This window comes from Photobacterium piscicola, assembly GCF_046058925.1.
In the GTDB taxonomy this organism is placed as follows: domain Bacteria; phylum Pseudomonadota; class Gammaproteobacteria; order Enterobacterales; family Vibrionaceae; genus Photobacterium; species Photobacterium piscicola.
The window spans coordinates 347,545-367,851 of sequence record NZ_CP175534.1; the positions used below are offsets into that span (position 1 = coordinate 347,545).

Genomic DNA, 20,307 nt, shown 5'->3' on the forward strand with positions numbered 1-20,307 from the left:
GATTGTAAACCACTGTGAGGGCTTACGCCTAATCTGACCCATAAAAAAAGGCGACCCTAAGGTCGCCTTTCATTCACAGGGACAGCTTATTTAGCTTTGCTGTGTAAACCTTTTTTCTCCAACGCGCGGAAAATAATGGTTTGTTGAATCAGGGTCACAACGTTTGATACTAGCCAGTAAAGCACTAGACCAGAAGGGAACCATAGGAAGAAGAAAGTAAACATAACCGGCATAAAGGTCATGATCTTCTGCTGCATTGGATCCGTTACTGTTGATGGGCTGTTCTTTTGAATAAGGAACATTGATACACCCATAAGAACAGGTAGGATGTAGTACGGGTCTTGTGCTGATAGATCCGTAATCCAACCGAAGAATGGCGCATGACGCAATTCAACTGATCCCATTAGTGCCCAGTACAGTGCGATGAAAATTGGCATCTGTAGCATGATAGGTAAACAACCACCAAGTGGGTTTACTTTCTCTTTTTTGTACAGTTCCATCATTTCTTGGCTTTGACGTTGACGGTCATCACCTAAACGCTCACGCATTGCCTGAATTTTTGGCTGTAGCATGCGCATTTTCGCCATTGAGGTGTACTGCGCTTTTGTTAGTGGGTACATAGCACCACGAACAATTAGCGTTAGGATGATGATTGCAACACCCCAGTTACCTACAATACCGTGAATGAAAGAAAGCAATTTATGCAATGGACTAGCAATGAACCATAACCAACCGTAATCAACCGTTAGGTTTAGGTTAGCGGCTGTTGCTGCCATTTCTTTTTGCAACTTAGGACCAAGCCATAGTGTTGCTTTAATTTCTTTTGTTTGACCAGGAGCAACAGTCTCTAACGGCATACGTACGCCGATGTAACCTACACCGTTGTTATCGCTGCTGTAGACTTGAGACGTTTGGTCTTTGCCATCACGAGGGATCCATGCTGATACGAAGTAGTTCTCCATAATCGCAACCCAGCCGTCATTTGCTGACTGGTTAAGGTTCTTCTCTTTGATGTCATCAAAACTGTATTTTTTGTATTTAGTATCATTAGCTGAGTATGCCGCACCATTGTAGGTGTGCATTGCCATGCCTTGAATACCGCCGCCAGTTTTGCTTTCTAGGCGGTGACGAAGCTGTGCGTACATTTGTACTGTTGCAGGCTTGTCAGTTTTGTTGTCGACAGTGTAGTCAACATTAACCGCATAATCGTTACGCTTGAAAACGAACGTTTTGATGTAACTAATGCCATCACGAGTGAATGTCATTGGTACACGTAGTTCGTTTTGGTCTGGTGCCATGACGAAGCTTTTCGCCGTCACCGCGTATTGTGCGCGACCATGTGTTTGTGAGTCAGAACCATTAGTGCCGATTAAGCCTGATTGCGCAATGTAATCGCGGCCGTCAGTATCACTTAACAGAACAAATGGGTCTTTAGAATCTAGGGTGTTGTCGTATTTTAGTAGTTTTGCATTGATAACATCACCACCAAGCGTGTCGACTGTTAATTCCAGTACATCCGTTTTAATGGTAATTAAGTTAGTTGAAGTTTTCTGGTCAGCCAGTGGTTGATTATCACTTGAATGTGATGGAATACCACTATTGTTATTGACTTGTTGCTCTACACCCGGCTTCGTTGGTTGCGGGTTTTTGTCGCCATGCCATTGTTGAAATAGCAAGAATGAGACAAACAGTAGGGCAATTAACAGAATATTACGTTGGGAACCCATGGTTAATGTTCTCTGTCGTTATGCTTGGTTGGCGGAACGGGGTCGTAACCACCGTCATTTAAAGGGTGACATTTTAATAGACGTTTCGCCGCTAACCAACAACCTTTTCGCGCTCCATGCGTTTTTACAGCTTCGATCGCATATTGAGAACATGTAGGGGTGAACCGACAGCGTGGTCCAAGGAGAGGACTGATTGCCAGTTGGTAAAAGCGGACTAGTCTTACGACTAGCCACGCGACGGGCGAGACAGGCGATGCCATAACTTATCTAACAACGTAAATAGTTCTTCGTTACTCAACCCATTGGCTGATTTCTTGGCAATGACTACGAAGTCGCAAGCTGGAAGCTGATGTTGTTTTAAACGGAAACTTTCGCGAACAACGCGTTTGAAGCGGTTTCTGTCGACAGCAGTTTTAATCTGTTTTTTTGGAACAGCCAGACCGAGACGGGGGTGGTCGAGTTCGTTAGAACGGGCAAGAATAGTCAAGTGGGGAGAGCCAGCACGATGAGCTTGCTGGAAGACAGTTTTATAATGTTCGGGAGTTAACAAACGTAACTCCCGAGAAAAAGCGAACTTATTCAAAATAATCGTCGATGATTACTTAGAAAGACGCTTACGGCCTTTAGCGCGACGTGCATTGATTGTTGCACGACCGTTCTTAGTTGCCATACGAGCACGGAAGCCGTGACTACGCTTACGCTTAAGAACAGAAGGTTGGAATGTGCGTTTCATGGTTTTACCTTAAATTAACTGATCAGTTTTTAAGTTTGTTAGATGTAATTGGCCATAATTGGACAATTACCACGAACAAAGAGGCGGAATTGTAATCACTGACCAACAAAGAGTCAATAATTATACCCACATCTAATGACGGGCGCTGCATTATACGTTTTATAGCGCGAAGTTCAAGGATCCTTATTGGATCCCTATTTGAGTCAAAAAAGCCTTTAGTCGCGGATCGTTAGGGTGATTAAAGATCTGCTCTGGTGGCCCTTGCTCTACAAATTGACCGTCGGCCATAAAGATCACTCTATCGGCGACTTCACGCGCAAATTGTAATTCATGAGTGACGATCAACATTGTTTGTTGTTGTTTTGCCAATTGTTTGATCAAGTTAAGCACTTCATTGACCCACAGTGGATCGAGGGCTGACGTAGGTTCATCAAGTAATAATAATTCGGCTTCTAACGCCATAGCACGACCAATACCCACCCGTTGTTGTTGGCCACCAGAGAGGGCGGCAGGGTAGATATCGGCTTTATCGGCTAAACCAATGTCCGTTAAAATATCAAGTGCGCGTTGCTGTGCTTGTTGTTTACTAAGGCCTTTAACGACGCGTAAACCTTCACTGATATTTTGCTGTGCTGTCAGGTGATTAAACAAAGCATAGTTTTGAAATACAAATCCGGTTTGGCGTCGCAGGGCTAAAATGTCACTTTTTTTAGGCTGTTGGCCATCGACGGTCACATCGTTAATGGTGATAGTGCCACTATTGGCACTTTCAAGGTAATTAAGGCAACGTAAAAAGGTTGATTTTCCGGTGCCTGATGGACCAATGATAGCCACGATTTCACCTTTTTTGATAGTGAGATCAAGATCGCTAAAAATAGTTTGTTCGCCAAAACGTTTAGTGAGTTTGTTTATATTGATCATCGTACGTAAGCCCTATCTAAACGTGTTTCAGCCAATTGTTGTAAGCGAGTAAGCACTATCACCAACACCCAGTATATGATTGCAACAGCAAGAAAAGCCTCAAAGAACTTAAAGCTTGATGATGCTTCCATTTGTGCTTTTGCCATAATTTCAGGTACACCCAGTGTAAAGGCAAGGGAGGTCGATTTAATCATATCGATGAAATAGTTCATGAGCGAAGGTAAAGCGATACGAGTGGCTTGCGGTAAAATAATTCGCAACATGGTTTGCGATTCCGTCATGCCGATAGCAAGACTGGCTTCGCGTTGGCTGCGGTCAACACCGATAATCGCTGCTCGAATACTTTCTGCCATGTAAGCGGCAAAGTGAAGGCTAAGGCCAATAACCGCGGCATTGAATGCGTCTAATCCAACTAAACTTGGTAATACTTGTGGTAAACCGTAATACAGTAAAAATAGTTGTACCAGTAACGGTGTGCCACGGAAGAAACTGATATAAAGTTGAGCTAAAGGGTTAAGTAGCGGCAGTTTATAAATACGAATTAACGCAATAGCTAACCCAAGGAAAAGTGCAAAAATGGCACCAAGAGAGGCCATGGATAATGTCGTTGGTAGATATTTCAACAAAATAGGCATCAACGACAACATATAATTAAAATCAAAACCCATAATGGTGATCCGTTGTACTGGCTATGCAAGCGGGGTAAATAAAGTCACCACCACTTTTGTTTGTGATGGTGAAACGATGAGTTATCGAGTGATGTCAGTATGGAACCACTTGTTTGATATTGCAGTAAGGGTGCCGTCTTTACGCATTGCCACTAAAGCTTGATTCACTTGCTGTTGAAGTAATTTACCTTTGGCGTTATTTAAAAATGGCCATGCACTTTCAACGGTTGCAAATGGCTTTCCTGCTAATTGTAACGGTAAGTGTTTTGTATTAATCACAGCCACTGACGATAGACGATCCATCACAAAGGCATCGGTACGTCCCAAAGCCACATCTTGTTCAATACCACTGTCATAGGTTTTGATGTTGATATTATCGGCATTGGGTAAACCACGTAGCAGTTGCGCGTAGTTTGAGCCCAAGTTGACGCCCACCGTTTTTCCATCTAAATCCGCTGTTGAGTGAATGCTGTCATTGCCTTTTCTTACCACCAATTGCGCACCATCAATGACATAAGGTTGACTAAATAAAAATTTGGCTTGGCGGGCGGGAGTGATGGCGATTTGGTTTGAAATAGTATCAATACGCCCTGTTTCTAACTGGCCAAATAAACCAGAGAAGCTGGCGGTAACAAATTCAACATTATAGTCATTGCGTTTACCAATGGCATTCCAAAGGTCAACTTCAAACCCTTGTAGCTTATCTTGACTAACAAAAGTAAAAGGGAAATAACGACCTGACATGCCCACTTTTACTGTGGTTGCAGCCATAACACTGGTGGTTGTAGTAGCAAATAAAGTACTTGCGATCACTAATGTTTTTATCCAGTTTTTCATTCGGTATTTTCCTTACCTTGATAGGGCTTTATTTGGTGAAAGCATCCTACCTCGATATTTAATCATAAAGATAATAATTAACAGTTATTTGAAATAACCATTTGTTTGGCTAGCGACATATTACTGCTTGAGATTATGCTTTTTACGGCACCTAAAAGAGGGGCTGATTGTTATAAAAGGTTACCCACAGCAGTTGGTTTTCCCTGTGGATGATAATGGCTGATGATATAATGGTCATTATTGAGTAAAAACAGCATTAAACGGGCAATGAAAGACTTATCTTTGTGGCAGGTGTGTTAATATAGCTGTGGGTAAAGGTGGGTTAAATTGTGCTGATCTTGCATTTTATTGTGAGATCTATGTGCATAAGTTCGATCTTATTCACTGGATCTGGGATCTCTTTACTGGCGATCCTTGTTCAGCGAGTATAAAATTATCTTCCTTTTTGTGTTTTGTTTATTCAGTGTGGAGTCTACCTTGTCATCTTCGCTATGGTTGCAGTGCCTTCAACGCCTTCAGGAAGAACTCCCTGCGACAGAATTCAGTATGTGGCTGCGTCCGCTTCAGGCTGAATTAAATGATCATACATTGACATTATTTGCTCCCAATCGGTTTGTTTTAGATTGGGTGCGTGATAAATATCTTAATAATATCAATCGACTGCTTAATGAATTTTGTGGTGCTGATGTTCCGAGCCTGCGTTTTGAGGTTGGTAGCAAACCTGTTGTTGCGCCACCTCAACCTGTTGCGCCGCCGGTTTTTACCTTGCCGCAATCAAGACCTCGCACTGAACCTGAGCCAATGCATTACGAACCGGCACCGTCTCCTGTACAAACGGAATCACCTGGTGGCTATCGTTCAAATGTAAACCCTAAACATAATTTCAATAATTTTGTGGAAGGTAAATCAAACCAATTAGGCCTTGCTGCTTGTCGTCAAGTGTCTGATAACCCAGGTGCGGCTTACAATCCGTTATTTTTATACGGTGGTACGGGGTTAGGTAAAACTCACTTGTTGCATGCGGTGGGTAATGCGATTGCTAATCGTAAACCTAATGCCAAAGTGGTTTATATGCACTCTGAGCGTTTTGTGCAAGATATGGTGAAAGCGCTACAAAACAATGCCATTGAAGAATTTAAGCGTTATTACCGTAGTGTTGACGCTCTCTTGATTGATGACATTCAATTTTTTGCCAATAAAGAACGTTCTCAAGAAGAATTTTTTCATACCTTCAATGCGTTATTAGAAGGTAACCAACAAATTATTTTGACATCAGATCGTTATCCTCGTGAAATTAATGGGGTTGAAGACCGTTTAAAATCACGCTTTGGTTGGGGACTGACTGTTGCTATTGAACCGCCAGAGCTGGAAACCCGCGTTGCTATTTTAATGAAGAAAGCCGAAGATCATAATATTCGTCTGGCTGACGAAGTGGCGTTCTTTATTGCAAAGCGGTTACGCTCTAATGTGCGTGAATTAGAGGGTGCGTTGAATCGTGTGATTGCCAATGCTAACTTTACTGGTCGCGCGATCACGATTGATTTTGTTCGTGAAGCACTGCGTGATTTATTAGCGCTACAAGAAAAGTTAGTGACGATTGATAATATTCAGAAGACTGTTGCAGAATATTATAAAATAAAGATGGCTGATATGCTGTCTAAACGTCGTTCTCGTAGTGTTGCTCGTCCTCGCCAAATGGCGATGGCTTTAGCAAAAGAACTGACAAACCACAGTCTTCCTGAGATTGGCGATGCCTTTGGTGGCCGCGATCATACTACCGTGCTCCATGCTTGTCGTAAGATTGAGCAGTTACGTGAAGAAAGCCACGATATTAAAGAAGATTATTCAAACCTAATTAGAACGTTGTCGTCTTAATATGAAATTTACTGTTGAACGTGAACATTTATTAAAACCTTTGCAACAGGTGACTGGTGCATTAGGTGGTCGTCCATCATTACCTATTTTAGGCAATATTTTGCTGCAAGTTGAGAATGGATGCTTGTCAATGACGGGTACCGATCTTGAAGTGGAGCTCATTGCTAAAATTGCGTTAGAAGGCGATTTTGAAGCGGGTGCTGTGACAGTACCGTCACGTAAATTTTTAGATATTTGTCGTGGTTTACCTGATAGTGCCACCATCGCGGTTATCTATGAAGGTGATCGAGTGTTAATTCGCTCTGGTCGTAGTCGCTATACACTAACGACATTACCCGCTACAGATTTTCCAAATATTGAAGATTGGCAAAGCGAAGTTGAGTTTACGATTGAACAAGGTCGTATGCGTCAGTTAATTGATAGCACCCAATTTTCAATGGCTAACCAAGATGTGCGTTACTACTTAAACGGCATGTTGTTTGAAACTGATGGTCAACATTTACGTTCAGTCGCAACCGACGGTCACCGAATGGCTGTGTGTGCGATTGATACAGGTCATGATTTACCAACCAAGCAAATTATTGTACCGCGTAAAGGGGTACTTGAATTGGTGCGGTTGTTTGATAACCCTGAAGCCTTAGTCAATATTCAAATTGGTCATTCAAATTTACGCGCGACGGTGGGTAATTTTGTGTTTACCTCTAAGTTAGTTGATGGTCGCTTCCCTGATTACCGTCGTGTAATGCCACAAAATAGCACTAAATTTGTTGAAGCAAGTTGTGATGAAATGCGTAAAGCGTTTGCACGAGCGGCGATTTTATCCAACGAAAAGTTTCGTGGCGTAAGAGTCGGTTTATCTAACGGTGAAATGCGTATTACTGCTAATAACCCTGAACAAGAAGAAGCGGAAGAGTTTCTTGATGTTGATTATGAGGGCGATAGCTTAGAGATTGGTTTTAATGTTAGCTATGTGCTTGATGTATTAAACACCCTAAAGTGTGATCAAGTGCGGTTGTCATTATCGGATGCGAATGCGCCGTCATTAATTGAAGATGCAACCAATGATGAAGCCATGTATGTAGTAATGCCAATTAGACTGTAATTATGGCGCTTACTCGGTTATTAGTGCAGGATTTTCGTAATATTGCTCAGTGTGATATTACGTTAGCCAGCGGGTTTAATTTTTTGGTTGGCGCTAATGGCAGCGGTAAAACCAGTGTTCTTGAAGCGATTCATTATTTAGGACATGGGCGTTCATTCCGCAGTCATTTAACCAGTCGCGTTATTCGCCATGAACAACAACAATTGTTTATTCATGGTCGAGTCACTGATAACAATGATCTCACTTTACCTTTAGGGATTAGCAAGCAACGTGATGGTACTACCGAAGTTAAAATTGGTGGTGAAGGTAATCAAAAGTTGGCGCAGTTAGCCCAAATTTTACCATTACAGTTAATTACCCCAGAAGGATTTGATTTATTGATCGGCGGACCTAAGTTTCGACGGTCTTTTATTGACTGGGGTGTGTTTCATGTTGAACCAAAGTTCTATAATGCATGGAGCCGCTTAAAACGACTGACGAAACAACGTAATGCATTATTAAAGCAAGCACGAAGTTACCGTGAACTCAGTTATTGGGATCAAGAGCTAGCATTACTTGCTGAACAAATCAGTGTGTGGCGTCAAGAGTACATTACTGCCGTAAAAATCAAAGCGGCTGAAATATGTCAGGTGTTCTTACCTGAATTTGAAATCCAGCTCGGTTTCTATCGTGGCTGGGAAAAAGAGACACCGTATGCTGAGCTGCTGCAACGTAATTTTGAACGTGACTGTCAGCTTGGCTATACCGTAAGTGGGCCCCATAAGGCTGATTTACGGATTAAAGTTGCTGGAACACCGGTTGAGGACGTTTTGTCCCGCGGTCAGCTAAAGTTAATGGTGTGTGCATTGCGTTTAGCGCAAGGTTTACATCTGACAGAGGCCACCGGCAAACAGTGTATTTACCTAATTGATGATTTTGCTTCCGAATTGGATAGCCATAGGCGAGCGTTGTTAGCGCAACGATTAAAGGAAACTAACGCCCAAGTGTTCATTAGTGCTATTAGTCGCGAGCAAGTGGTTGATATGCTTGATGAAAACGGTAAGTTGTTCATGGTCGAACACGGCAAGATAACACAGGATAATTAAAGCGAGAGTAACTCAATGTCCAACAATTACGATTCATCAAGCATTAAGGTGCTTAAAGGCCTCGATGCGGTACGTAAGCGCCCAGGAATGTACATCGGTGATACTGATGATGGTACTGGCTTGCACCACATGGTTTTTGAGGTAGTCGATAACTCTATCGATGAAGCTCTTGCTGGTCACTGTGAAGATATCATTGTTACGATCCACGAAGATGGTTCGGTTTCTGTAAGCGATGACGGTCGTGGTATTCCGACTGAACTTCACGAAGAAGAAGGGGTGTCAGCCGCTGAAGTTATCATGACTGTACTCCACGCTGGTGGTAAGTTCGATGATAATTCTTACAAAGTGTCTGGCGGCCTCCATGGCGTAGGTGTTTCTGTTGTAAACGCCTTGTCTGAAAAAGTTGAGCTAACCATTAACCGTAAAGGCCATATCCATCAGCAAACTTACCATCATGGTGTGCCTGATGCACCATTGGCTGAAGTGGGTGATACTGACAAAACCGGTACTCGTTTACGTTTCTGGCCAAGCGAAGAAACCTTTACCAACAATATTGAATTTCATTACGAAATTTTAGCTAAACGTCTACGTGAATTATCATTCTTGAACTCTGGCGTGTCTATCAAGTTAATTGATGAGCGTGAAGACGGTAAGCAAGATCACTTTATGTATGAAGGTGGTATTCGCGCGTTTGTCGAGCACCTAAACCGTAATAAAACGCCAATCCATCAGAAAGTTTTTCACTTTGATAGTGAGCGTGAAGATGGCATTACCGTTGAAGTTGCAATGCAGTGGAACGATGGTTTCCAAGAAGGTGTTTACTGCTTTACTAACAACATTCCACAACGTGATGGTGGTACCCACTTAGCGGGTTTCCGTGGTGCTTTGACCCGTACTCTTAATTCATTTATGGATAAAGAAGGCTACTCAAAGAAAGCCAAAGCAGCAACGTCAGGTGATGATGCGCGTGAAGGTTTAGTGGCAGTTGTTTCGGTAAAAGTACCTGATCCTAAGTTCTCTAGCCAAACCAAAGATAAACTGGTTTCAAGCGAAGTGAAAACTGCGGTTGAATCAGCAATGAACGAGAAGTTTGCTGAGTTTTTATTAGAAAGCCCAGCTGACGCTAAAATCATTTGTACTAAAATTATTGATGCCTCTCGTGCGCGTGAAGCAGCGCGTAAAGCGCGTGAAATGACACGTCGTAAAGGTGCATTAGATTTAGCGGGCCTTCCAGGTAAACTTGCAGATTGTCAGGAAAAAGATCCTGCTCTTTCTGAACTATATATTGTGGAAGGGGACTCTGCTGGCGGTTCAGCCAAGCAGGGACGTAACCGTAAAAACCAAGCGATTCTACCGCTAAAAGGTAAAATCCTTAACGTTGAAAAAGCCCGTTTCGATAAGATGCTATCTTCACAAGAAGTGGCAACACTGATCACTGCAATGGGCTGTGGTATTGGTCGCGACGAATACAACCCAGATAAACTGCGTTACCACAACATCATCATCATGACCGATGCCGATGTCGATGGTTCGCACATTCGTACGTTGCTATTGACCTTCTTCTACCGTCAAATGCCAGAGCTTATTGAGCGTGGCCACATCTATATTGCTCAGCCACCACTTTACAAAGTGAAGAAAGGTAAGCAAGAGCAATACATTAAAGATGACGAAGAGATGAACCAATACCAAACAGCACTAGCATTAGATAATGCATCTCTGTTTGCAAATGATGGTGCTCCTGCAATGACAGGTACAGCACTTGAAGCATTGGTGACTCAATATAATGGCGCGATGAAACTGATCGAACGCATGAGCCGTCGTTACCCAGCGTTAATGCTGAATGAATTGGTTTACCAACCTCGTTTAAGCACTGAGATGCTAGCGGATAGCGCGCAAGTTGAAGCATGGTTAACTCACCTTGTTGCAGCACTAAATACTAAGCAATCAGGTGAAAGTCAGTTTACGTTTGAAATCTTACGTGATGAAGAGAACAACGTCTTCGTACCTAAGGTTGTGGTGCGTACTCACGGTGTTGATCATGAGTACCCATTAAGCTTCGATCTATTGAACTCAAAAGAATATGCTAAATTAGCGGATCTTTCTGAAGCATTAGACGGTCTATTGGATGATACTGCTTTTGTTCAACGTGGTGAGCGTAAACAACCAGTTTCAAGCTTTAAAGAAGTGCTTGAGTGGCTAAACAAAGAATCACGTCGTGGCTTATCTTTACAACGCTATAAAGGTCTGGGTGAAATGAACCCGAACCAGTTGTGGGAAACAACCATGGATCCTGAAGTACGCCGTATGCTACAAGTTACCATCAATGATGCTGTTGCGGCCGATGAGCTGTTTACTTGTTTGATGGGTGATCAAGTTGAACCGCGTCGTAACTTCATTGAAGAGAACGCATTAAAAGTAGCTAACCTTGACGTGTAGTTTGTCATTAGGTTAATAGTTATAAAAACGCCGCTAATCATAGCGGCGTTTTTTTATAGGGTAATTTTATTGTTGTTACTAAAGGGGAGGGCAGAATAGGGTTGGTTAACCCATGGTATAAGCTCGTGTAATTTCTTCTGCAATAATTTTAATTCCGCGCTCCATTTGTTCGTCACTTTGAACGTAGTTCATGCGTATACATTGCTGACTGTGTTGCCATGGTTGTTGTAAACCAATAAAGAAATATTCACCTGGAACAATTAATACTCCGCGAACTTTCAGACGTTGATAGAGTTCTTTGGTGGTGATTGGTAATTCATCACACCATAACCATAAAAATATCGCGCCTTCTGGCTTATGAATACGAAACCGTGGATCAGTAATATAGTGCTGTAATCGACTCACGGCATATTGTGCTTTGCGCTGATAAAAAGGGCGAATAACGTCATGGCTTAGCCGTAATAAATCATTACGGGCGATTAGCTTATCAGCAATTGCCGGGCCTAAACTGCCGGGTGCTAAATTGATAATACCGTTGATATTGGTGAGCGCAGTAATAATCTCTTCATTGGCAATCACTATTCCGCAGCGAATACCGGGTAAACCCAGTTTAGATAAGCTCATACATAAAATGGTATTGCTGTTCCAAAAAGGGGTGACATCAGCAAAGATAATATCAGGGAAAGGCATGCCATAAGCATTGTCGATAATCAGTGGAATATTATGTGCTTGAGCGAGCGCATCGAGTTGTTTGACTTCATCATCAGTCAGCACGTTACCTGTCGGGTTGGTTGGGCGAGAAGCACAAATTGCACCAATGCTGTCATCAATAACCAACTTACTAAAATCAATATGGTATTTAAATAAGCCATTATCCAATAAGCTAATCGTGGGTTGGTAAGAGACAAACATATTTTGTTCCAAACCCGCATCAGCATAGCCAATATATTCAGGAGATAGCGGTAATAGAATTTTCTTACTGGCACCATTACGGCATTTGCCTGCTAATAAGTTAAATAAATTAAAGAAGGCACTTTGACTACCGTTGGTGAGAGTGATGTTTTTACTGCTGATGTTCCAGCCATAATGGTGTTTAAGCAACGTCGCGAGGGCGTTAATAAAACGGTCTTTTCCTTGAGGACCATCGTAGTTGGTGATCGATGCGGTTAATTCGCCACTGGTGGCCATTTCCATTAATAGCTGATTAAAATAATCAACCATTGTTGGAATCTGAGCTGGATTACCACCACCGAGCATGATCGCATCAGGGTTGGTTAAGCCATCATTTAAATCGTGCATTAATTGAGTAATGCCTGAATCGCCAGCGAACTTATCGCCAAAGCCAGAAAATTCCATGGTGCTATCGACCTCTATATCAGTGCAGGGTTACGTGCTTGCGATGCCCGTTATTTGTGATGGGCGATAGATCAAAATACCTGATTGCAATCAGAAGCGAAACCCTTTGTTTGCTCTAAGGGTAGTGGTCGGCTGTGTCGATGTGTTTCACGTGGAACAATGTGAAATTATCAAATGCAGATATAAAAAAACCACGCCAAAGCGTGGTTTATATTATGAACCAGTGATGATTAAACTTACTTTTGTAGTAATGAAATATCAGCTACTTGTAAGAACTGGTTACGTAATAGATTAAGCAGTGCTAGACGGTTAACTTTAAGTTGTTCGTCATCAGCCATTACCATTACATTATCAAAGAACGCATCAACAGGTTCACGAAGTGATGCTAGCTCTGTTAGTGCTTGTTGGTAATCACCCGCAGCAAAGACAGGTGCAAGTGTTGCAACAACCGTCTCTACTTTTTGTGCTAGTTCTTTCTCTGCCGTTTCTACTAACAAGCTGTTGTTAATGGTCGCTGGTAGCTCGCCATCAAATTTCGCGAGAATGTTACCTACACGCTTGTTGGCTGCGGCAAGTGATTCTGCTGCATCTAAATCACGGAAATGACTTACTGCTTTAACACGCTTATCAAAATCAGACGGTTGAGTAGGGTGCATTGCAAGTACAGCTTGAATAACATCAATGCTAAAGCCTGCATCTTGGTACCATGCGCGGAAACGACCGAGCATGAATTCAATTACATCTGAATCAACATTAGCATTCGTTAGTTTGTCACCAAATAACGAGTGTGCTTTAGCGACTAAATCAACAAGATCTAAGTCGTAACCGTTTTCAACGATAATACGTAGTACACCTAAAGAAGCACGACGCAATGCAAATGGGTCGCTACCTTTTGGTGCTTGGCCAATACCAAAGATACCTACGATAGTATCTAGTTTGTCAGCCATCGCCACTGCAGAAGAAACACCAGTGCTTGGTAGTTGGTCGCCAGCAAAACGTGGCATGTATTGCTCGTTTAGTGCTAGTGCAACATCTTCTACTTCGCCATCATGACGTGCATAGTGCATACCCATAACACCCTGGGTTTCAGTGAACTCAAATACCATAGAGGTCATTAAGTCACACTTAGCCAGTAGGCCAGCACGCTTAGCGTTAGTGACATCAGCGCCGATTTTCTCTGCAATGTAGCCCGCAAGCTCAGTGATACGATCGGTTTTATCTTTAATGGTACCAAGCTGTTGTTGGAAGATGGCTGTCTCAAGTTGAGGTAGGCGATCAACTAACTTGCTCTTAAGGTCAGTATTAAAGAAGAACTCAGCATCCGCTAAACGTGGACGGACTACTTTCTCATTACCTGAGATAACTTGGCTTGGATCATTTGAGATGATGTTAGAGACGAAGATGAACTTAGGCACTAGTTTGCCTTCCGCATCATAAACAGGGAAGTACTTCTGGTCACCTTTCATGGTGTAAACTAACGCTTCAGAAGGTACCTTTAGAAACTCTTCTTCAAATGAAGCGGTCAGCACGACTGGCCATTCAACAAGAGAGGTAACTTCTTCAACTAGCTCATCATCAAGATCTGCAATACCACCAACCGCTTCAGCGGCTAGTTTCGCATCAGCTAGAATGATTGCTTTACGTGCATCGTAGTCTGCCATTACCTTGCCACGTTCTTCTAGAATCGCAGGGTATTGGTCAGCATTATCGATAGTAAATTCAGCTTCACCCATAAAGCGGTGACCACGAATAGTACGCGCAGAAGCAACACCTAAGATAGTGCCTTCAATGAGCTCTTCACCTAATAGCATCGTCAGTGTTTTTACTGGACGAATAAATTGGGTGTCTTTATCACCCCAACGCATTGGGCGAGGGATAGGCAGTTTAGCCAGTGCTGCTGCAACAAGCTCAGGCAATAATGTTTGGGCTGGTTGGCCTTTTACTTCTTGCTTGAACAGTAGCCATTCGCCTTTATCGGTAATCATGCGTTCAGCTTGATCAACCGTAATGCCGTTACCACGCGCCCAACCTTGAGCCGCTTTAGTCGCATTACCTTCTGCATCAAATGCTGCCGCAATCGCTGGGCCGCGCTTTTCTACAATTCTGTCAGGTTGATTTTCAGCAAGCGCTGTTACTTTAAGTGCTAGGCGACGCGGTGCTGCATACCACTTAATACCTTGGTGAGGTAAGTTAGCGGCTTTTAGCTCCGCTTCAAAGTTGGCTGCAAAGGCTTCAGCTAGAGTGCGAAGTGCCTTGGGTGGCAACTCTTCAGTACCTAGCTCAATTAAGAAATTCTTATCTGTCATGGCTATCCCTTACTTATCTTTTTTACACATTGGGAAGCCAAGTGCTTCACGTGATGCATAGTAAGCTTCAGCGACTTGTTTGGTTACATTACGAATACGTAGAATGTAACGTTGACGTTCAGTTACTGAAATTGCTTTACGAGCATCAAGAAGGTTGAAAGCATGTGCTGCTTTCAAAATACGCTCGTAAGCTGGCAATGGCAGTGGCTGCTCAAGTGCTAACAGCTTCAGTGATTCTTTCTCGCACTGGTCAAAGAAAGTAAATAGGAAATCAACATCAGCGTGTTCAAAGTTGTAAGTTGATTGCTCAACTTCGTTTTGATGGAAGATATCACCGTAGGTTACTTTACCTAATGGGCCATCTGTCCAAACTAAGTCATAGACTGAATCAACGTTTTGAATGTACATCGCTAGACGTTCAATACCGTAAGTGATTTCGCCAGTAACAGGCTTACACTCAAGGCCGCCAACTTGCTGGAAGTAAGTAAACTGTGTTACTTCCATGCCGTTCAGCCAAACTTCCCAGCCAAGACCCCAAGCACCCAAGGTTGGGTTTTCCCAGTTGTCTTCTACAAAACGGATGTCATGTACTTTAGTGTCAACACCTAGGACTTCTAGTGAGCCTAAGTACAGTTCCTGAATGTTATCTGGAGACGGCTTAAGCATTACCTGGAACTGATAGTAGTGCTGAAGACGGTTAGGGTTTTCACCGTAACGACCGTCGGTTGGACGGCGAGATGGTTGTACATACGCTGCTGCAATTGGTTCTGGACCTAGAGCTCGTAGACATGTCATCGGGTGAGAGGTACCTGCACCCACTTCCATGTCAAGAGGTTGCACAATTGTACAGCCTTGTTGGCCCCAGTAATCCTGCAGCGCGAGGATCATGCCCTGAAAGGTTTTAATATCGTATTTCTGCATTGTCAGCTTCGCGAGATTAGTGGATGAAATAATTAATTATCAAGTATACATTGCCAACCCAGAGGCGAGTAGGGGCCGTGAGTGTTTTTTATCCATCTGGCGCTTGTTTTGAGATAATTCCTCAGATTGTCCCTTGTGGACACTGGGTTTTCATGAATATTTGACATTATTTTGATGGCGTAAATGTATCGGTTGATTACAATAGCGCTAACAAATAGCTCGTTGGTCTGATTATTAACGTAGTTTTATTCGGTATGCGATGTGCGTATCAAGAACATGGGTCTTTAAATTAAATGGCAAAAAATCAAGTGATGGCATCAAAAACTTGGGTGCGTGCTGCGGTAATTTCTGTTGCTGCTGCTGTTACGCTTGCGGGTTGTTCAACAGTTAACCCTTATACTGGTGAGAGCCAAACTGCAAAAGGTACTGGCGGTTCTATCATTGGTGCATTAGCGGGTGCTGCAATCGGTATCGCGTCTTCAAGCAAACATGATCGCGGTAAAGGTGCATTGATTGGTGCAGCATCTGGCGCAGCTTTGGGTGGCGGTATTGGTTATTACATGGATGTACAAGAAGCTAAACTGCGTCAGCAATTAGCATCTTCAGGCATCAGTGTTACCCGTAATGGCAATAACATCATTTTAAATATGCCAAATGAAATTACCTTTGGTGTTGACCAATCTGCATTAAATAGCCGTGCGATGGAAGCGTTACATAATGTAGCGATAGTTGCTAAAGAATACCCTAAGACCCAGTTAAACGTTTTAGGCTTTACGGATAGCTCTGGCGCTGCGGCTTATAATCAGCGTTTATCACAAGTACGTGCCGGTGAGGTCGGTAACTACCTTATCCGTCAAGGCGTAAATGTTGATCGTGTTGTTTCTCAAGGCCGTGGCGAGAATAGCCCGATTGCGACCAATGGAACATCACAAGGTCGTGCTCAAAACCGTCGTGTTGAGATCATTCTATCTCCATTGGCTTAATTGATATTGATTGATTATAGTGGTGTGTAACTAACATCATATTGAAACCATGGGCTCAGGCTCATGGTTTTTTTTGTTTTATTTTATATTGAGTGTAGTTAGTTTCATGTGAAACTTGGATGTGAAGTTAAGCGGGTTAAATCGTCATTAAATGTGAATTAATTTAAGTGTGTAACTGTGATAGCTGCAAAAGATTATCGTGATTTACCATGCTAGAGTTAATGTTAATTAATCGTTAACTTAAATTCTGTTGGGTGATGTAGGGGGTTTCTATGGCGCGCTTCTCAGCGATCTCACCGCAAAGTCAATGTTGGTTATTTCATATTGCATTAGCACTGAATGTAGCGGGAATGATGTTAACTGATATGTGGTTTCCTATGGTCGTCGGAACGGTTGTTACAACCTATTTGTCTGTCGATGCGTGGGTTCGATTACGCTATATATTACCACTTAAAAAAGAGTTACGTCAGGTGCAACATGAACTCGAAAACTTACGTCAGCAACAACACAATCAGTAACAACTAAAAAGGCAGCGTTTATAACGCTGCCTTTTTAATTTGATTTAATTGCCAGCGCCTTTTTTGATCAGAAAACGATAGGGTAGCGTTTCTGTTTCTGCGGCGATAAGCGTGTGATCCATGAAGCGACAAAAGCTGGGAATGTCGCGCGTCGTTGATGGGTCATCGGCAATAACTAACAAGGTTTCATCAGTTGCCATTTTTCGGACTGTTTTGCGTACCATCATTACGGGTTCAGGACAACGTAAGCCGAGAGCATCAAGGCTATGGGTCGGATTTTCAAAATTAGCAGTCATAATTTACACGTATTATTGTAGACATTATGATCATACTGCGGGATAAGAATTAATCAATAAGGCTTGGTAAATCTAGATAAAATGTGTAACCTTATTAACATCACATTAACCTTTCTTCTAATGGATTAGGGGGATATTATGTTAACTTCAATCGATCGTGTCATGATTTATGCGGTACTGTGCATTATTTCATTTAGCACTATAATGCTTATTAGTCACCATGCTACCGGGCTCTTTGCTGTTGGTGGTTTGCTGGCCACAATCCTTGGATTATGGGTTGAGTTCGCCAGTAAAAATAAGCTAGAACAACAAAAAAAATAACACTAGCGGCGTTGAATGATGCTTGCTCGTGAATATTCCCGTCTTAAAAAGGCGGGATTTTTTTTATCTATCCCGCCATACTGTTGCCATATTTGATTAATTCATAGCGTTAGAGAAGTAAAACTATGGAGCTCGAAGAAGTTTATCGGCGTGACTTAAATTTACTGGTTGCGTTAAAGGTGTTATTGGATGAAGGCAGTGTTAGTCGTGCAGCTATTAGACTTAACTTGAGCCAATCAGCAATGAGCCGAGTGCTTGGCCGATTACGCGACTTAGTCGGTGATCCGTTGTTTACCCGTCAAGGGCAGTCATTACTACCGACACAACGGGCATTGGAATTAAATGAACAATTAAATGAACCGTTAGAATCATTACGATTATTACTGACGCCGAATGATTTTGATCCCGCTATTTGTGATCAAACTTTTAAAATTGCGACGACGGATTATGCAATGCAAACTATTCTGCCATTTGCATTGCCGCGTATTTATCAAGAAGCACCCCATCTGTCATTAGAATTTAGCCCGTTACAGCATAATAACGTGTTGTCACAGTTGACTACGGGGGGCTGTGATATGGCAATTTGTCGTCCTAGTGCTGATATGGAGCCACTGTGTCAGCAGTTATTAGGCTTAGTGAGTGTGTTTTGTCTTGTGAGCCAGAATCATCCATTAGCAAATAAGCCACTTACCTTGCAAGATTACTTAACCTATCCCCATGCAATGATAGCGGTAAGCGATGGCGTTAAAGCGTTAATTGATGAACAGTTGCGTGGTCATCCTCAACCTAAAATGGTATTACGGGCTTATCATTTAGAAGCGGCTTTAGCGATCATCGAACAAATGCCATTGATCATGACGGTGCCTGCAGATTTGGCGTATTTAGTCGCAGAACGTTATCAGTTAATCGTCAAGCCATTGCCATTTGAGTTTAAGCCATTTGATTATTCATTATTATGGCATGCGCGTTGTGAGCATTCGGCATCGCAAATATGGCTGCGTACTATTATTAAAGAAGAGTGTGGACGACTGATCAACTCTCGTATTCATGATATCGGGTTGTTGTAGTGAAATATTGAGATCAATAAAAAGGCCAGCACATGGCTGACCTCATTGATTAACGACCATCATTCAGTGGCATTAATACTGCATTATTTGATCATTACAGTTTAATGACTACGCGGCCGGTGATTTGACCGTTGGTGATCGCTTCTGCACATTCTGCTACTTGTTCAAGTGCGACTTCACGGCAGGCTTGTTCAAAGTAGCTAGCGGGTAGTAACTCAGTTAGACGTTGCCATGCTTGTTGACGTTTTTCAAATGGGCACATTACTGAATCGATACCTTGTAAACGTACATTACGTAGAATAAAAGGCATAACTGTTGTCGGTAAATCAAAGCCGCCAGCAAGGCCACAAATGGCAACTGCACCGTTGTAGTTAATTTGGCTTAATACTTTAGCCAGTACTTTGCTACCAACAGTATCAATTGCGCCAGCCCACAATTGCTTATCTAATGGGCGAGCAGGTTCTTCAAACACACTACGATCAATAATTGTCGTTGCGCCAAGTTGTTTTAGTAATGGGCCATTAGCTTCAGCACGCCCCGTTACTGCGGCAACTTTATAGCCGAGTTGTGCCAGTAAAGTAATCGCAACTGAGCCAACACCACCGCTGGCACCCGTGACTAAAATCTCGCCATCTTCAGGTTTTACATTTGCATCAACAATAGCTTGTACACACAGCATTGCCGTTAAGCCTGCAGTACCGACCATCATCGCTTGTTTGCCATCAAGGTTTGCGGGTAATGGTACTAACCAATCTGCATTTAGGCGGGCTTTTTCAGCCATGCCACCCCAGTGACCTTCACCCACACCCCAGCCCGTCAGTACTACTTTGTCACCGACGTGGTAGCGATCATCACTTGACTCAGCCACTGTGCCCGCTAAATCGACACCTGGTACCATTGGGAATTGACGTACGATACGACCTTTACCGGTAATTGCTAAGCCATCTTTATAGTTTAATGAAGAGTAATCAACATCAATTAACACATCACCAGCAGGTAATTCAGATGTTGCCATTTGACGAATAGTTGCGAGTGTTTTTTTATCTTCTTGTTCTAGTACTAGTGCTTTAAACATTGCAATACTCCGGAAAAATCATGGTTAGCAATCAATATAGGATTGAGTGTAGACGGCTTATCTTGATGAATAAAATGAAA

20 protein-coding genes are annotated in these 20,307 nt (G+C 42.6%); 8 read left to right on the forward strand and 12 right to left on the reverse strand.

The features are described 5' to 3' along the window. Positions 1 to 86: 86 nt before the first annotated feature. From yidC to ACJZU6_RS01720, 7 genes are all read right to left on the reverse strand, one after another. Positions 87 to 1,727, reverse strand: coding sequence for a membrane protein insertase YidC (gene yidC, locus ACJZU6_RS01690; protein ID WP_080159047.1), 1,641 nt, complete (start codon positions 1,725 to 1,727; stop codon positions 87 to 89). 2 nt (positions 1,728 to 1,729) lie between these two features. Further along, positions 1,730 to 1,987 carry a membrane protein insertion efficiency factor YidD gene (gene yidD / locus ACJZU6_RS01695; protein WP_080159046.1) on the reverse strand — a complete coding sequence of 86 codons (258 nt, stop codon included), beginning with the start codon at positions 1,985 to 1,987 and terminating at the stop codon, positions 1,730 to 1,732. Beyond that, positions 1,954 to 2,310, reverse strand: coding sequence for a ribonuclease P protein component (rnpA, locus tag ACJZU6_RS01700; protein WP_080159045.1), 357 nt, complete (start codon positions 2,308 to 2,310; stop codon positions 1,954 to 1,956). The genes yidD and rnpA overlap by 34 nt, the downstream gene beginning before the upstream one ends. A gap of 15 nt (positions 2,311 to 2,325) precedes the next feature. Next, positions 2,326 to 2,460 carry a 50S ribosomal protein L34 gene (gene rpmH / locus ACJZU6_RS01705; RefSeq protein WP_006233350.1) on the reverse strand — a complete coding sequence of 45 codons (135 nt, stop codon included), beginning with the start codon at positions 2,458 to 2,460 and terminating at the stop codon, positions 2,326 to 2,328. A gap of 183 nt (positions 2,461 to 2,643) precedes the next feature. After that, positions 2,644 to 3,381, reverse strand: a complete 738-nt coding sequence (locus tag ACJZU6_RS01710; RefSeq protein WP_080159044.1) for an amino acid ABC transporter ATP-binding protein — start codon at positions 3,379 to 3,381, stop codon at positions 2,644 to 2,646. Beyond that, on the reverse strand, positions 3,378 to 4,049 hold the full coding sequence (locus tag ACJZU6_RS01715) for an amino acid ABC transporter permease (RefSeq protein WP_080159043.1): 672 nt from the start codon (positions 4,047 to 4,049) through the stop codon (positions 3,378 to 3,380). The genes ACJZU6_RS01710 and ACJZU6_RS01715 overlap by 4 nt, the downstream gene beginning before the upstream one ends. Positions 4,050 to 4,130: 81 nt before the next feature. Continuing rightward, positions 4,131 to 4,886, reverse strand: coding sequence for an amino acid ABC transporter substrate-binding protein (locus ACJZU6_RS01720; RefSeq protein ID WP_080159042.1), 756 nt, complete (start codon positions 4,884 to 4,886; stop codon positions 4,131 to 4,133). A 477-nt stretch (positions 4,887 to 5,363) separates the two neighbouring features. Here ACJZU6_RS01720 and dnaA point away from each other — a divergent pair, with 477 nt between their 5' ends. From dnaA to gyrB, 4 genes are read left to right on the forward strand one after another with little or no spacing between them, the layout of a single operon-like run. Then, positions 5,364 to 6,761, forward strand: a complete 1,398-nt coding sequence (gene dnaA, locus ACJZU6_RS01725; protein ID WP_080159041.1) for a chromosomal replication initiator protein DnaA — start codon at positions 5,364 to 5,366, stop codon at positions 6,759 to 6,761. 1 nt (position 6,762) lies between these two features. After that, entirely contained in the window at positions 6,763 to 7,863 is a 1,101-nt protein-coding gene (gene dnaN / locus ACJZU6_RS01730) for a DNA polymerase III subunit beta (protein ID WP_080159040.1), read from the forward strand. A 2-nt stretch (positions 7,864 to 7,865) separates the two neighbouring features. Beyond that, a complete protein-coding gene (recF, locus tag ACJZU6_RS01735) occupies positions 7,866 to 8,948 on the forward strand; it encodes a DNA replication/repair protein RecF (RefSeq protein ID WP_327770133.1) in 1,083 nt (360 codons plus the stop codon). 15 nt (positions 8,949 to 8,963) lie between these two features. Further along, a complete protein-coding gene (gene gyrB / locus ACJZU6_RS01740; RefSeq protein ID WP_080159038.1) occupies positions 8,964 to 11,384 on the forward strand; it encodes a DNA topoisomerase (ATP-hydrolyzing) subunit B in 2,421 nt (806 codons plus the stop codon). A 105-nt stretch (positions 11,385 to 11,489) separates the two neighbouring features. On the opposite strand, the gene ACJZU6_RS01745 is transcribed toward gyrB, so the two are convergent. The 3 genes from ACJZU6_RS01745 to glyQ form a co-directional block, all read right to left on the reverse strand. Continuing rightward, positions 11,490 to 12,740: a valine--pyruvate transaminase gene (locus ACJZU6_RS01745; RefSeq protein WP_408900552.1), complete on the reverse strand. Its 1,251-nt coding sequence runs from the start codon at positions 12,738 to 12,740 to the stop codon at positions 11,490 to 11,492. 236 nt (positions 12,741 to 12,976) lie between these two features. Then, positions 12,977 to 15,046, reverse strand: coding sequence for a glycine--tRNA ligase subunit beta (glyS, locus tag ACJZU6_RS01750; protein ID WP_408900553.1), 2,070 nt, complete (start codon positions 15,044 to 15,046; stop codon positions 12,977 to 12,979). Positions 15,047 to 15,055: 9 nt separating this feature from the next. Then, positions 15,056 to 15,967 carry a glycine--tRNA ligase subunit alpha gene (gene glyQ, locus ACJZU6_RS01755; protein ID WP_036789134.1) on the reverse strand — a complete coding sequence of 304 codons (912 nt, stop codon included), beginning with the start codon at positions 15,965 to 15,967 and terminating at the stop codon, positions 15,056 to 15,058. A 293-nt stretch (positions 15,968 to 16,260) separates the two neighbouring features. Between glyQ and ACJZU6_RS01760 the strand changes: the two genes are divergently transcribed. Beyond that, complete coding sequence (locus tag ACJZU6_RS01760; protein WP_080159035.1) at positions 16,261 to 16,950, forward strand: OmpA family protein; 690 nt, start codon at positions 16,261 to 16,263, stop codon at positions 16,948 to 16,950. A 272-nt stretch (positions 16,951 to 17,222) separates the two neighbouring features. After that, positions 17,223 to 17,468, forward strand: coding sequence for a hypothetical protein (locus ACJZU6_RS01765; protein ID WP_408900554.1), 246 nt, complete (start codon positions 17,223 to 17,225; stop codon positions 17,466 to 17,468). A 44-nt stretch (positions 17,469 to 17,512) separates the two neighbouring features. Here ACJZU6_RS01765 and tusA read toward each other — a convergent pair whose 3' ends face one another. Next, positions 17,513 to 17,764, reverse strand: coding sequence for a sulfurtransferase TusA (tusA, locus tag ACJZU6_RS01770; protein WP_080159033.1), 252 nt, complete (start codon positions 17,762 to 17,764; stop codon positions 17,513 to 17,515). A gap of 138 nt (positions 17,765 to 17,902) precedes the next feature. Here tusA and ACJZU6_RS01775 point away from each other — a divergent pair, with 138 nt between their 5' ends. Next, positions 17,903 to 18,085, forward strand: a complete 183-nt coding sequence (locus ACJZU6_RS01775) for a hypothetical protein (RefSeq protein WP_080159032.1) — start codon at positions 17,903 to 17,905, stop codon at positions 18,083 to 18,085. A gap of 125 nt (positions 18,086 to 18,210) precedes the next feature. Continuing rightward, entirely contained in the window at positions 18,211 to 19,152 is a 942-nt protein-coding gene (locus ACJZU6_RS01780; RefSeq protein ID WP_107277111.1) for a LysR family transcriptional regulator, read from the forward strand. Between the two features lie 94 nt (positions 19,153 to 19,246). Here the strand turns inward: ACJZU6_RS01780 and ACJZU6_RS01785 are convergent, their stop codons facing one another. After that, the gene (locus ACJZU6_RS01785) at positions 19,247 to 20,227 is read right to left on the reverse strand and encodes an MDR family oxidoreductase (protein ID WP_297482477.1); all 981 of its coding nucleotides are present in this window, start codon (positions 20,225 to 20,227) and stop codon (positions 19,247 to 19,249) included. Positions 20,228 to 20,307: the final 80 nt, after the last annotated feature.

Excerpts from the sequence above, each read along its gene's own strand:
- ACJZU6_RS01775 (WP_080159032.1), top strand. The coding sequence starts at position 17,903 with ATGTTAACTTCAATCGATCGTGTCATGATTTATGCGGTACTGTGCATT.
- yidC (WP_080159047.1), bottom strand. The coding sequence starts at position 1,727 with ATGGGTTCCCAACGTAATATTCTGTTAATTGCCCTACTGTTTGTCTCA.
- ACJZU6_RS01720 (WP_080159042.1), bottom strand. The coding sequence starts at position 4,886 with ATGAAAAACTGGATAAAAACATTAGTGATCGCAAGTACTTTATTTGCT.
- ACJZU6_RS01745 (WP_408900552.1), bottom strand. The coding sequence starts at position 12,740 with ATGGAATTTTCTGGCTTTGGCGATAAGTTCGCTGGCGATTCAGGCATT.
- recF (WP_327770133.1), top strand. The coding sequence starts at position 7,866 with ATGGCGCTTACTCGGTTATTAGTGCAGGATTTTCGTAATATTGCTCAG.
- ACJZU6_RS01715 (WP_080159043.1), bottom strand. The coding sequence starts at position 4,049 with ATGGGTTTTGATTTTAATTATATGTTGTCGTTGATGCCTATTTTGTTG.
- yidD (WP_080159046.1), bottom strand. The coding sequence starts at position 1,987 with ATGGCATCGCCTGTCTCGCCCGTCGCGTGGCTAGTCGTAAGACTAGTC.
- ACJZU6_RS01710 (WP_080159044.1), bottom strand. The coding sequence starts at position 3,381 with ATGATCAATATAAACAAACTCACTAAACGTTTTGGCGAACAAACTATT.
- rpmH (WP_006233350.1), bottom strand. The coding sequence starts at position 2,460 with ATGAAACGCACATTCCAACCTTCTGTTCTTAAGCGTAAGCGTAGTCAC.
- ACJZU6_RS01760 (WP_080159035.1), top strand. The coding sequence starts at position 16,261 with ATGGCAAAAAATCAAGTGATGGCATCAAAAACTTGGGTGCGTGCTGCG.
- gyrB (WP_080159038.1), top strand. The coding sequence starts at position 8,964 with ATGTCCAACAATTACGATTCATCAAGCATTAAGGTGCTTAAAGGCCTC.
- ACJZU6_RS01765 (WP_408900554.1), top strand. The coding sequence starts at position 17,223 with ATGGCGCGCTTCTCAGCGATCTCACCGCAAAGTCAATGTTGGTTATTT.
- ACJZU6_RS01785 (WP_297482477.1), bottom strand. The coding sequence starts at position 20,227 with ATGTTTAAAGCACTAGTACTAGAACAAGAAGATAAAAAAACACTCGCA.
- tusA (WP_080159033.1), bottom strand. The coding sequence starts at position 17,764 with ATGACTGCTAATTTTGAAAATCCGACCCATAGCCTTGATGCTCTCGGC.
- glyQ (WP_036789134.1), bottom strand. The coding sequence starts at position 15,967 with ATGCAGAAATACGATATTAAAACCTTTCAGGGCATGATCCTCGCGCTG.
- dnaN (WP_080159040.1), top strand. The coding sequence starts at position 6,763 with ATGAAATTTACTGTTGAACGTGAACATTTATTAAAACCTTTGCAACAG.
- ACJZU6_RS01780 (WP_107277111.1), top strand. The coding sequence starts at position 18,211 with ATGGAGCTCGAAGAAGTTTATCGGCGTGACTTAAATTTACTGGTTGCG.
- glyS (WP_408900553.1), bottom strand. The coding sequence starts at position 15,046 with ATGACAGATAAGAATTTCTTAATTGAGCTAGGTACTGAAGAGTTGCCA.